Origin of the sequence: Metabacillus endolithicus (assembly GCF_023078335.1) — a bacterium.
GTDB classification, from domain to species: domain Bacteria; phylum Bacillota; class Bacilli; order Bacillales; family Bacillaceae; genus Metabacillus; species Metabacillus endolithicus.
The window spans coordinates 2,444,865-2,457,157 of the sequence record NZ_CP095550.1 but is presented as its reverse complement, the minus strand read 5'-3'; the positions used below and the strand labels follow the sequence as shown (position 1 = coordinate 2,457,157).

The window sequence follows — 12,293 nt, the reverse complement described above, 5'->3', positions numbered from 1 at the left end:
GGAATGTAGGTAAGATAAAGACATAGAAACGAACACAAGTTAAACACAACATAACGAAGCCAAACAACTTGTGTTGGTTGGTATAGAGAAAAGTCATTGAACTTTTCTACTAAAAAAGGAGGAAACAAAAGATGAAAAAGTTTGGATTAATACTTTTAGGTGGGGTAGCTGTAGCAATACTGCTATCAAATTTAGCACCAATGATAGCTTTAGGATTAAGTCTACTGATTCTGTACTACTCGTACAAAGGCTTTATCAAGACTGAATCTAAATTTAACAAAGTCGTGCTAGCCATTGTTGGTGTGATTGCCCTATTTGCTTCAGCATCAAACCTTCCAGCAATTTTAGGATTTGTTGCTGCATATGTCATTTACGTTGTTTATAAAAACTGGAACAAATCGTCTAAGAAGACTATAAAAGAAGATTCTGATCCATTTACAAATTTTGAAAAAGAGTGGAACGATTTAAAAGGTAACTATTAATAAGCGTTTTTCCCACCTGACTTAGGAGGCTAGAGTAAAAACTCCTCACAAGGTTTAATAAAAAAATGTAAAACATTAAAGGAGAGATTTATAATGGCAAATATTTTTACAAGATTAGCGGATACAATTTCAGCAGATTTACACGAGGCATTAGATCAAAAGGAACAAAAAAATCCAATCTCAATTTTAAACCACTACTTAAGACAATGTGAGCAGGAAACAGAAAAGGTTCGTAAGTTAGTTGAACGTCAGTATTTGTTAAAAGAAGAGTTTAACCGCGAGTACAATGAAGCAACACATCTTGCAGAAAAACGTAAGCATCAAGCTGAAATTGCATCAAAGGCTGGAGAAGCTGAGCTTTATGAATTTGCTTTAAAAGAATATGCTCATTATGAAGAAAGAAGAGAGCGTTTAGATGCATCTCGCAAGCAAACAGCACAGCAGCTAGAAGAGCTTGAGCAAAAGTATGAGGAAATGAAACATAAATTAAAAGATATGCAGATTAAACGTATGGAGTTAATGGGAAGAGAAAATGTTGCCCGTGCTCACCACCGTATAAGCAAAGTATCTGATTCTGGCAGTTTTTCAACAAAAGCATTCGCAAGATTTGAAGAAATGGAAAGCTATCTAGATCGCCTTGAGCAGCAGGTAACAAAAGATTATCACCGCAATACAATTGATGCTCGTATTGCACAATTAGAAAAACAATTAAAAACTGAACAAACAAATACAATCTCGTAAATCTTCATGGTATTCTTAAAAGGCGTAGGTCAAACTTGCGCCTTCTTTCATATGAAACGCGGCTGACATAAAAGTTTGTTACTATATTAATAGGGAGGAGGAAACCGCGTGTTAAGAAATATGAATTCTGATTATGTAAATTGGATTATTCTAATAGGAATTCTCCTCCTTCTTTTAGAAATATTATTTTTTAATGGTGGTTTAATCGTTACATTTTTGTTATCAATTGGATGCATTTTTTTAGGGCGTCGATGGCGACCGCGGTTTATAGGCAAGAGCCTCTATTGGATTGGTTGGATTTGGCTTGTTATTACCGTGCTGAATATGATGACATTTCGTTATTTTATTTGTGTGCTGCTCATTTATGCTGTTGTTCAATTTTTCCAAACACAGAAGGAGCCTAAACGAATAAAACCAAGTGTGAAGGAGCCTTCGGGCGAATCAGAAAAAAATGAACCGGCAAACAAACCAGTGACCCATCAGAAAAAAATCTTTGAAAATAAGTTCTTTACGAATCAAAAATCACCGGATACTGCATATGAATGGAATGATATCAATATTCAGGTGGGTGTTGGGAACACGGTCATTGATTTAAGTGATACGGTCTTACCAAATGAGGAAGCGATTATTTCGATACGCAGTTTAGTAGGAAATGTTCAAATTCTTGTTCCATATGAAGTGGAGGTTCATATTAACCATTCTGTTATGATTGGTGATGTGAGTGTTTTTCAAGATTTTAAGCAAAAGGTTGTGAATGAAACTCTTGTTTATGAAACACCGCAGTACAGACAAGGTGAACAAAGGGTGAAATTGATCACTTCAGCTATTTCAGGAAAGCTTGAGGTGAAAAGAATATGAATATCATTCAGCGGCAAGTTTTGTTAGGAGCATTTTTTTCGCTCATTCTATTCATTCTTCTTTCCCTCATGTTTTTTATAGCATTTCCACTTCATAATTGGAGTGAACTATGGAATCAAAAAATTATGGATTTACCTTTTATTTATATTGTGCCAAGCATAAGTATAGTAGCAGGTGTACTCTTTGGTTTGTTTTCCGGTCTTTATTGGAAAAAACAGCTCAGTACAATTGAACAAACGATTCAGGAGCTTGATAAGGGACGGACGATCTCTACTGAACAACCTTGTTTGCCAGAAGTGCAAGATATTCAAAAGAAGGTCGAAAAGATTCAGAAGCAAATTCAGGAACAAACAAAGCTTTCGCAAAAGCTAGCAACTGAAAAAGCAGAAGACCAAGAAAAGAGAATACAAGAATTAGTTTCACAGGAAAGAAATCGATTGGCTCGTGAGCTTCATGATTCTGTCAGTCAACAGCTTTTTGCAGCATCAATGATGATGTCAGCTATTACCGAGAGTAGAGAAGAATGGGATGATGGTGAGTCGAAACAGTTAAGGCTAATTGAGGCAACGATTCACCAATCACAGCTTGAAATGAGAGCGTTGCTATTACATTTACGACCAGCGGCATTAAAAGGTAAATCCCTTCAAGAAGGAATTCAAGAGCTTTTGGTAGAACTAATGCAAAAGGTGACAATGAATATAAAATGGAAAGTAGAACCGATCCCATTAGACAAAGGTGTAGAGGACCATTTATTTCGTATTCTTCAAGAGTCTGTTTCCAATACACTTCGCCATGCAAAGGCAACAAGTTTGGACGTGTTGCTAATTGAACGCGATTCCTTTGTGATCATGCGTGTGACAGATGATGGCATTGGGTTTGAGCTTGAAGAAGGTAAAACAGGTTCATACGGTTTACAAAACATGCATGAGCGTGCTGTTGAAATAGGTGGTTCAATGAAAATTGTCAGCCTGAAAAATAAAGGGACACGGTTAGAGGTTAAGGTTCCTGTCCTAGCAGGAGAGAGTGAAAACAATGATTAAAGTAGTATTTGTTGATGATCATGAAATGGTACGGATCGGTGTTTCATCCTATTTATCTGCCCAGCCTGACATTGAGGTAATCGGTGAAGCGGATAACGGAAAAAAAGGTGTAGAGCTATGTCTTGACCTTCGCCCGGATGTCATTTTAATGGATCTGGTTATGAAGGAAATGGACGGAATTGAGGCAACAAGGCAAATCGTCGATGCCTGGCCTGAGGCGAAAATTATCATTGTGACAAGCTTCCTAGATGATGAGAAGGTATATCCGGCACTTGAAGCGGGGGCAACAAGCTATTTGCTAAAAACGTCAAAAGCAAGTGAGATTGCCAATGCTGTCCGCGCCACGTTTCACGGCCAATCGATTTTAGAGCCTGAGGTCACAGGTAAAATGATGATGAAGATGAGACAACGAGAAACAACACACCTCCATGATCAACTCACTTCAAGGGAAATGGAAATTTTATTGCTAATGGCACAAGGAAAAACCAATCAAGAAATTGCAGATGAATTGTTTATTGCCTTAAAAACAGCCAAAACCCATGTTAGCAACATCTTAAGTAAGCTGGATGTTCAAGATCGAACACAGGCTGTTATTTATGCCTTTAAACATTCACTTGTAAAATAAATCAGACAACAGATTAGGGAGAGACATAAGAAGATGCATAGAAATGAAGAATTATATCACTACCTAGTTAAGAACTCATGGCAAATGTCAGAAGACTGGTATAATATGGTTGACGATAATGACCCAAACTCAGTCTACTCAACGGAAGATCCAGCTATTATTCAATCATTAAAAGAGCAAAATCAAGACTATTTTATCCATTTACATAGGCTTTTCATAGAAGAGGAAGGGAAATTTGTAAGTGAGTTTAGAGCATGGTCAGAGGAATTAGCACAAGATCAAAAGCATTTAGAAACACCAGTTCATTATGTTGTAAGGGAATTTTTAAGAACTCAAGATGTTTATCTTAAATATATCAAAAGCTTTTATAAAGAGAATATTGATACAGTTTCTGTTGATCAATTATTTTCATGGTTAGATGTTGTTAAAAAAATCATCAATCTTTCCGTTTATATATACATTGATGCAGCCCATAAGAATACAATGAAACAAATTGCTGCACAAAAGGAAATGATCAATGAGCTTAGTTCACCAGTTATTCTTCTGCAAAATAAAACAGCACTTCTTCCACTTATTGGTGATATTGATACAGCCAGAGCAAAATTAATTTTAGAAAACACATTAACACAATGTGCAAATTTAGAAGTTGAACATTTATGTATTGATCTGTCGGGTGTTGCCATCATTGATACAATGGTTGCTCATGAAATTTTCCACTTAATCAAGGCATTAAAGCTTTTAGGTGTTAGATCAACATTATCAGGTATTCGCCCTGAAATTGCCCAAACAGCCATACAACTCGGCCTTGATTTTGAAGAAATTAACACAACCGCCTCATTAGCAAATGCATTAGGACAAATATAAGATTTGTTTAAAAGCCTCTTTCTTTTAAAAGAGGGGCTTTTAAACTCACTGCTATTTATTATTATGAAGCTGTTCGTCCGCTTCGCATTTTTCTCATTACAAAGCTTACAACAAACACAAGGATAATCGAACCAATTAAAGCTGGAACAATATAGAATCCACCCATTTCTGGACCCCACTGACCAAATAGAAGAGATCCTAACCAAGCTCCAATAAATCCTGCGATAATGTTGCCGATAACACCTCCTGGCATATCACGTCCTGCAATTAAGCCTGCTAACCAGCCGATAATTCCGCCTACAATTAAAGCCCAAATAAAACCCATTATTCTCTCCTCCTTTAATGTGGTATCCCCCGTCTTGGAAGTTATATTCCCCCTTGTCCAATTTTATAAACACATTAATTTTTTCCAGGAGGGACAGGCACCCTGGCCGAGCCAGGGTGCCTGTCCCTCCGTCCCATCATTAAAAATGGAGCTATCACTCTTGACAGTAATCAGTTGATAAACTAACATAAAAGAAATCATGTGTTTTCTAATGAGGTGTATATATGGCACAGGTAAAGAAGCCTGAAGTTAGAAGGGCTTTGTTATTGGCTGCAAAGCAGGAATTTCTTGAGCGTGGATTTAAGCTCTCATCAATGCGGAGAATTGCGGCGACAGCTGGTACTACAATTGGTAATTTGTATAAGTATTTTGAAAGCAAAGAAGCAATATATGAGGAATTAGTTTCACGGGTAAAAGGGGATTTATGGTCATTTATTTCTAATGCAGAAAATAAATTACCGACAGATCCCATTCTTCAGCTTCAGTTATTTGTTACTTTAGTGAGTAGCTACAGAGATGATATATTATTACTTGTTGATGCTTCGGATGGAACTGAGTATCAAAATACATATGAAGATTTACTTGCGATGATATCAGATAATCTAGAAACTCATCTTCCTGATTTCAATATGGATAACGGAAAAGAAGCTGGTGGTTCAGTCATTCTAGTCCGGACGCTTTCAGTTGGACTTCTTTCAGGAATAATTGACATCTTACGAAATCATTCGGAGGAAGATGAAATTAAAAAAGGTCTAACACTCTACTTTACCTATATTTTCAAAAGCTTTCTCTAAGCTTTTTTTTCACTAAAAAGAAAACAGTTGATTTCTAATGGGGGTGCAGTTAATGAATGTAAAAGGGTTTGTTGAGAGAGGGTTTGAACCGGTTCGTGAGGTTTTTGAACGCAATCTTAATAAAGAGATTGGGGTAGCTTGTGCGATTTACCATAAAGGGAAAAAGGTTGTGGATTTATGGGGAGGATTTGCAGATTTTAAAACAAAAAGAGAATGGAAAGTTGATACTCTTGTACCTGTGTTTTCAAGTACTAAAGGGTTTGCATCCTTAGCGGCTGCAGTGGCTGTTTCAAAGGGATTAATCGATTATGACGCAAAGGTAGCAGATTATTGGGATGAATTTGGGCAAGACAGCAAAAAGGAAATCACAGTCAGGCAACTATTAGCGCATCAAGCTGGGTTGTGTTCTCTTGACCAATTAAAGATTAATCATATTGGTGAACTCGACACTTCATATATTGCTTCACAGCTAGCTGGATTAAAACCAGAGTGGGAGCCAGGGAGTATGCATGGGTACCATACCTGGACGATTGGATGGTTTATTGGAGAAATAATCAGAAGGGCTGATCCTAAGGGAAGAAAACTAGGTCAATTTTTTCAGGATGAAATTGCGCAACCATTGCAAGCTGAGTTTTATATTGGTCTTCCTGAAGAGATATCACTGAATAGGCTAGCGTTGGTGTACGGATTAGAGAGTCCGCTTCATTTGCTTTATCATTTACATGAAATTCCGACTCCATTACTTCTTGGTTTTTTAAATCCTAAATCTTTGACAACAAGGAGTATGATTGATCCAAATCAAATGGTCAAACACTCAAACTTTAATAAAAGAGAAATGCTTTCAATTGAGTTTCCATCAGGCAATGGTGTCGGATTGGCAAGGAGTATGGCAAAGATATATGGGGAGTTTGCAACTGGAGGAAAAAATTTAAATTTATCAGATGCTATAATAAATGAATTATTAAAACCAGCTTCATCGCCTACAAATGGTTGGTATGACCATGTAAATAGAAAGCATCTTGGCTATTCTCTTGGTTTCTGGAAGCCTATTAAGGGAAGTGAGTTCGGCAGCAGTCATCATGCCTTTGGACACCCGGGAGCGGGAGGGTCATTTTGCTTTGCAGACCCAGACATGGGAGTTGGTTATGCCTATGTTATGAATAAAATTGGGGGCTATATGGACCGTAACCCAAGGGAAAATGAAATTAGGAGAGTTTTTTATCAATGTCTTCAAAAACTTGAGAAATAGGTGGGGGAGAGAGTAGTGCCCATTTCTCAATGTTGTGAATAACAAATTGGTAAATGACATAAAGCCATGACAAAAATGTCACTTTAACCATTGAAAACGTTAGGGAAATCGATGGTAGCGCACTTTATCTTTTTATAAGATTTATTAAAAAGATATGGAGGGTGACAATCATTGAACCTTACTGAAATAAATATAACACTCTTTAGAATGGTAAATGATTTAGGTAAAGAACATACCTATTTAAATTCAGTGTTCAGCTTTATTGCTGAATATTTGGTGGTTTTTTTAGTGCTCAGTGTTCTGTTTAGTTGGTTTACACGTAATAGGGAAAATAGAATCATGATCATCAGTGCAACAATAACTTTTATTTTTTCAATCATCGTTGGAAAGGTTTTGGGGTTGTTTTATTCAAACTATCAGCCTTTTGTAGAATTAACAGGTGTAAATCTATTAATAGAAAAAGAAGTAGACAACTCTTTTCCAAGCGACCATACTATATTATTCTTTTCATACTGCTTTTCTTTTTGGTTATTCAAAAGAGGTGTATGGATTTTATCGCTCCTAGTCGCTACACTCGTAGGCATATCACGTATCTGGGTAGGTGTTCATTACCCATTTGATGTACTAACATCAATTATCATTAGCTTCTCAATTGCCTACATTATTTACTCAATAGTTAGGGACAAGGGGTCAGGTTTCTCGTCCCAGTCGGGGACAAGGTGCCTGTCCCTCCGTCTCAGCAAACAAATTAGATTTACGAAACAATAACATCTATAATAGAAGCAGAATGTAAGTTGTGAAAGGATGTTTCTATGAGTAAAACAGTCGTTCTAGCTGAAAAGCCTTCTGTTGGAAGAGATTTAGCTAGAGTGTTAAATTGTCATAAAAAAGGTAATGGTTTTCTTGAGGGAGATCAATATATCGTCACTTGGGCATTGGGTCATCTTGTTACATTAGCTGATCCAGAAAGCTATGGTGATCAATATAAATCATGGCGCTTGGAAGATTTACCAATGCTTCCGGCTCCATTAAAGCTCGTTGTGATTAAAAAAACAGGCAAGCAATTTCAGTCTGTAAAAACCCAATTATTACGTAAAGATGTTCGTGACATCATCATTGCAACTGATGCTGGACGTGAGGGTGAGCTTGTTGCCCGCTGGATTTTAGAAAAAGCCGCGTTAATAAGCCTATTAAAAGGCTATGGATTTCATCTGTAACTGACAAAGCAATCAAAGAGGGTTTCCGTAAGCTAAAGAACGGCAAAGAATATGAAAACCTATATGCATCCGCTGTTGCTAGAGCAGAGGCAGACTGGATTGTTGGTTTAAACGCAACACGTGCTTTAACAACGAAATACAATGCCCAGCTATCCTCAGGCCGTGTTCAAACACCAACATTAGCCATGATTGCCGGGCGTGAAGAAGAAATTCGCAGCTTCAAGCCTAAAAAATACTTCGGAATCAAAGCTGTTGCAGAAAATAGCTTAAGATTTGCTTGGCAGGACGAAAAAACAAAAGATACAAAAACATTTAACGAAGCTGCAATTGATGGAAAGCTCGCTGGGTTAAAAGGAAAAGATGCGAAGGTAGTAAACGTCAAAACAACACCAAAAAAATCATACTCACCAGCTCTTTACGACTTAACTGAGCTTCAACGTGATGCAAATAAACGCTTTGGTTACTCAGCAAAAGAGACTCTTTCAATTATGCAAAAGCTTTATGAGCAGCATAAAGTTTTAACATATCCACGAACTGATTCTCGCTATTTAACTAGTGATATCGTTCCAACTTTAAAGGATCGACTAGAAGCTTGCAGAATGAAGCCATATGCTTCCGTCATCGCAAAAATTTTAAGCAAACCAATCAAAGCGAATAAATCGTTTGTTGATGATCAAAAGGTATCAGATCACCATGCGATTATCCCAACAGAAGAATCAGTACCACTAAGTGCTTTATCCGATAAAGAACGCAAAATCTATGATTTAGTTATTCAACGATTTTTAGCCGTATTGCTTCCTGCTTATGAATATGAACAAACAGTTGTATCAGCCAAAATAGGTGAGGAGCTTTTTACTGCAAAAGGTAAACGTGTTGTGTCTCCAGGATGGAAGGAAGTTTATACAGATTTTGTAGATGAAGACAGTGAAGATGATCAAACATTACCGGCTCTATCTGAAGGGGCTACACTAAAGGTTCAGTCAGTATCAAAAACTACTGGCGAAACAAAACCACCTGCTCGATTTAATGAAGCAACACTTCTTTCGGCTATGGAAAACCCTACGAAATATATGGCAGGAGAAAGTAAGGATCTTATTCAAACAATCGGTGAAACAGGTGGACTCGGTACAGTTGCAACGAGAGCGGATATTATTGAAAAGCTATATAGCAGCTTTTTAATAGAGAAAAAAGGCAAAGATCTTTTCATAACGTCAAAAGGAAAGCAATTGCTGAACCTTGTTCCTGAAGATCTAAAATCACCTGTGTTAACAGCTGAATGGGAACAAAAGCTGATTAAAATTTCAAAAGGAAGCTTACCAAAACAGGCCTTCTTAGATGAGATGAAAAAATACGCAAAACAGGTTGTAGCTGAAATTAAAAACAGCAAACAAACCTTTAAGCATGATAACTTAACGGGCAGTAAATGTCCGGACTGCGGTAAGCTCATGTTAGAAGTAAACGGCAAAAAAGGCAAAATGCTTGTTTGTCAGGACCGCGAATGTGGCCACAGAAAAGGCATATCAAAAGTAACGAACGCACGCTGTCCAAACTGTCACAAAAAGCTTGAGCTACGCGGACAGGGAGAAGGTCAAATGTTCACTTGCAAATGCGGCCATCGCGAAAAAATGTCCACATTCCAAGAAAGACGGAAAAAGAACCAAAACAGCAAGGTATCAAAACGCGAAGTGGCAAGCTATATGAAAAAGCAAGATGATAACTTTACAAATAATGCATTAGCAGATGCATTAGCAAAGCTTAATTTAAAGGAGTAGCCAGAATGAGCCGTAAAATTGGACATATCACAATCCTTGTTTCAGATTATGATGAAGCAATTGATTATTATGTAAATAAGCTCGGGTTTGTTTTGCTTACTGACAACTCATTTGGGGAAGGCATGCGCTGGGTAACAGTTGCTCCTTCCCCTGAATGCGGAACGGCAATTGTATTTGTAGAAGCCGATAATGATGAGAAAAAAACACGCGTAGGTTCACAAGCTGCTGAACATGTATTTATGGTTATTGAAACAAATGACTGTTTGCGTGAATATCATATAATGAAAGAAAAAGGAGTTCGCTTTTTAGGTGAAATTTTCAAGAAATGCCCTGGGGAACTGAGGTTATCTTTGAAGATCTCTATGGAAACCGTTTTGACCTGTTACAGGTGAAACGTTATTAAGATTTTAAGATAAGGAAGATATAACGTGCCAATCATTAAGACAGATATGTTTATTTATGCCCCTCGTGACATTTGCTTTGATGTTGCGCGAGATATTGATATTCATACCCAATCCACAAGTCAAACAAATGAACGTGCGATTGGTGGTGTAACAAGTGGACTAATCGAATTAAATGAAACGGTCACATGGGAAGCTGTCCACTTTGGAATCAAACAAAACCTAACTGTCCGGATTACGGAATTTGATTTCCCAAACCGATTTGTTGACGAAATGGAAAAAGGAGCCTTCAAACGCTTCTACCACGTCCACGAATTCATCGAAAAACCAAACGGCACACTCATGCTCGACACATTCGACTACACCTCTCCATTTGGATTCATGGGAAAGATCGCGGACCGACTGTTTTTAGAACAGTATATGAGGGAATTCTTGGTAACGAGGAATCGATATATTAAAAAGGTTGCTGAGGAGAGAGTTGGATGAGGTGCCTGTCACTTCCCGAAGTTTGTCGGAATTTGTAATAGGATTGCCAAAAAGAAGGGCCGCTGTTTGCGGCCTTTTTCTATGTTAGGAAGAGTCCTGTTGGGCGGGGCAAAAATTGATGTGTCATCTACTGGATCTACCAGAGACAGAATCGATAACCCTGATATTAAAAACAAATGATTTCCCATCCTCCACCACTACAAGCACACCCTCCCATGTAAGTAGAAATTTTTCCATAAAAGTGAACAATTTATGATCAATATATTACGAAAAAGTGACTAATAGTTGAACGATATATGACACATGATTTTACCAATAAACTTATTTGCGAACGTCTGATATGATGTGAGTAACGATCTTGTGTGATCTTTCACACTGATCTTGTGCATGTTTTCACAAAGTGTTGTCGGGGTATCTAACTCTGATGATGTAGGTATAGAAAGAAGAAGCTTATGTGAAGGAAAGAAAGGAGTACTTATATGAAATTAAAATGGACTTTGTTCACAGTTATGGTTTCCATTGCCGCATTGTTATCAGGATGTGAGCCGTTACTGGTTTTAGATCCTAAAGGACCACAGGCAGAAAGACTAGCAAGTGACATCTTATTATCTATGGGAATTATGTTGTTTATTGTTCTTGTTGTTCTTGGACTATTAGCTTATATGTTAGTGAAATATCGTGCTTCTAACATGCCTGATGATTATGAGCCGCCACACATTCATGGAAATGTATGGGTTGAAGCGATTTGTGTAGGTGTACCAATTATTATTGTTGCTTATCTTTCTTTTGTGTCAGTGCAAAGTAACTATATTGTTGAAGCACAGCCTGAAGGATATGAAGATAAAGAGCCTTTAGTTGTTTATGCTTCATCTTCTAACTGGAAATGGCATTTTAGTTATCCAGAAGAAAATATTGAAACAGTGAACTATTTATATGTACCAACAGATCGTCCACTAGAATTTAAATTATATTCACATGGACCAATTACAAGTTTCTGGATTCCACAGCTTGGTGGACAAAAGTATGCGATGAATGATCACATTACAACACTTCATCTTGCAGCAGATCATGCTGGTGAATTTTTAGGAAGAAACTCAAACTTTAGTGGTGAAGGATTTGCTGATAATACGTTTAACGTAACGGCTATGTCTCAAACTGAATTTGATGAGTGGGTGGACGAAGTAAAAGAAACAGCTGAACCACTTACTGAAACAGAATTTGAAGAGTTATTAGAGCCAGGTCATCTTGGTCAATTAACTTATACGGGAACTCATTTAGAGTTTGCTCCACCAAATCACGGTCATCACAGTGAAGAAGGTTCAGAGTCTGAACATGAAGGACATGAAGCAGAAACAACTGAAACTGACTCACACGAAGAGGACCATTCAGAACACAGTAATCATTAATTTTTAAAAGATATCGGATCTTTAAAATAAATT

13 protein-coding genes and 1 pseudogene are annotated in these 12,293 nt (G+C 37.4%); 13 read left to right on the top strand and 1 reads right to left on the bottom strand.

Going from position 1 to position 12,293, the window contains the following annotated elements; all coding sequences use genetic code 11:
• Positions 1-131: 131 nt before the first annotated feature.
• From MVE64_RS12685 to MVE64_RS12660, 6 genes are all read left to right on the top strand, one after another.
• Positions 132-482, top strand: coding sequence for a lmo0954 family membrane protein (locus MVE64_RS12685; RefSeq protein ID WP_247346811.1), 351 nt, complete (start codon positions 132-134; stop codon positions 480-482).
• A 93-nt stretch (positions 483-575) separates the two neighbouring features.
• The gene (locus MVE64_RS12680) at positions 576-1,223 is read left to right on the top strand and encodes a PspA/IM30 family protein (protein ID WP_247346809.1); all 648 of its coding nucleotides are present in this window, start codon (positions 576-578) and stop codon (positions 1,221-1,223) included.
• A 108-nt stretch (positions 1,224-1,331) separates the two neighbouring features.
• On the top strand, positions 1,332-2,081 hold the full coding sequence (gene liaF / locus MVE64_RS12675; protein WP_247346802.1) for a cell wall-active antibiotics response protein LiaF: 750 nt from the start codon (positions 1,332-1,334) through the stop codon (positions 2,079-2,081).
• On the top strand, positions 2,078-3,121 hold the full coding sequence (locus MVE64_RS12670) for a sensor histidine kinase (protein ID WP_247346798.1): 1,044 nt from the start codon (positions 2,078-2,080) through the stop codon (positions 3,119-3,121). Before liaF ends, MVE64_RS12670 begins: the two co-directional genes overlap by 4 nt.
• The gene (locus tag MVE64_RS12665; RefSeq protein WP_247346796.1) at positions 3,114-3,746 is read left to right on the top strand and encodes a response regulator transcription factor; all 633 of its coding nucleotides are present in this window, start codon (positions 3,114-3,116) and stop codon (positions 3,744-3,746) included. Before MVE64_RS12670 ends, MVE64_RS12665 begins: the two co-directional genes overlap by 8 nt.
• Before the next feature lie 33 nt (positions 3,747-3,779).
• Positions 3,780-4,610, top strand: a complete 831-nt coding sequence (locus tag MVE64_RS12660; RefSeq protein ID WP_247346794.1) for an STAS domain-containing protein — start codon at positions 3,780-3,782, stop codon at positions 4,608-4,610.
• A gap of 61 nt (positions 4,611-4,671) precedes the next feature.
• On the opposite strand, the gene MVE64_RS12655 is transcribed toward MVE64_RS12660, so the two are convergent.
• The gene (locus tag MVE64_RS12655; protein ID WP_247346792.1) at positions 4,672-4,935 is read right to left on the bottom strand and encodes a GlsB/YeaQ/YmgE family stress response membrane protein; all 264 of its coding nucleotides are present in this window, start codon (positions 4,933-4,935) and stop codon (positions 4,672-4,674) included.
• A 224-nt stretch (positions 4,936-5,159) separates the two neighbouring features.
• On the opposite strand from MVE64_RS12655, the gene MVE64_RS12650 reads away from it, so the two are divergent.
• From MVE64_RS12650 to qoxA, 7 genes and pseudogenes are all read left to right on the top strand, one after another.
• Entirely contained in the window at positions 5,160-5,729 is a 570-nt protein-coding gene (locus MVE64_RS12650; RefSeq protein WP_247346790.1) for a TetR/AcrR family transcriptional regulator, read from the top strand.
• Between the two features lie 52 nt (positions 5,730-5,781).
• Positions 5,782-6,978: a serine hydrolase domain-containing protein gene (locus tag MVE64_RS12645; protein ID WP_247346788.1), complete on the top strand. Its 1,197-nt coding sequence runs from the start codon at positions 5,782-5,784 to the stop codon at positions 6,976-6,978.
• Between the two features lie 171 nt (positions 6,979-7,149).
• Positions 7,150-7,746 carry an undecaprenyl-diphosphatase gene (locus tag MVE64_RS12640; protein WP_247346787.1) on the top strand — a complete coding sequence of 199 codons (597 nt, stop codon included), beginning with the start codon at positions 7,150-7,152 and terminating at the stop codon, positions 7,744-7,746.
• Positions 7,747-7,790: 44 nt separating this feature from the next.
• A pseudogene (locus MVE64_RS12635) lies at positions 7,791-9,967 on the top strand (DNA topoisomerase III).
• A gap of 5 nt (positions 9,968-9,972) precedes the next feature.
• Positions 9,973-10,359, top strand: a complete 387-nt coding sequence (locus MVE64_RS12630) for a VOC family protein (RefSeq protein ID WP_247346785.1) — start codon at positions 9,973-9,975, stop codon at positions 10,357-10,359.
• A 36-nt stretch (positions 10,360-10,395) separates the two neighbouring features.
• Positions 10,396-10,854 carry an SRPBCC family protein gene (locus tag MVE64_RS12625; RefSeq protein ID WP_247346783.1) on the top strand — a complete coding sequence of 153 codons (459 nt, stop codon included), beginning with the start codon at positions 10,396-10,398 and terminating at the stop codon, positions 10,852-10,854.
• A gap of 479 nt (positions 10,855-11,333) precedes the next feature.
• Positions 11,334-12,260: a cytochrome aa3 quinol oxidase subunit II gene (qoxA, locus tag MVE64_RS12620; RefSeq protein WP_247346781.1), complete on the top strand. Its 927-nt coding sequence runs from the start codon at positions 11,334-11,336 to the stop codon at positions 12,258-12,260.
• Positions 12,261-12,293: the final 33 nt, after the last annotated feature.